The 266-nt window shown below is 60.9% G+C and carries 1 pseudogene; it reads left to right on the top strand.

Annotated features, from left to right (window positions below):
- Positions 1–266, top strand: a pseudogene (locus SCA31_RS23785) (3-hydroxyacyl-CoA dehydrogenase); the annotation flags it as partial.

A 266-nucleotide genomic window follows, 5' to 3' on the forward strand; every position in this document is an offset into this window, starting at 1 on the left:
GTGGGGCTGCCCATAGCCCAACACGTCCAAGAATCCCTGCACACCGCGTTCGGGGATCGTTTCCCGGTTTCGCAGAACCTGCAAAAGCTCATCGACAACGGGATCAAGACGCTGTGGGTCCCCGGTCCCGACGGGAAGCCCGTCATTCCGGCGGAAACGCTGGCAATCTTGTCCTTCGGCAACACCCCGTCCACCGGGGAGGAAGTCCTCCGACGAACGCAGGATGCCTTGGCCGAGGAAATTGGCTTGATGCTCAACGAAGGGAT

Origin of the sequence: Chryseobacterium sp. SIMBA_028, assembly GCF_046535285.1 — a bacterium.
GTDB lineage: Bacteria > Bacteroidota > Bacteroidia > Flavobacteriales > Weeksellaceae > Chryseobacterium.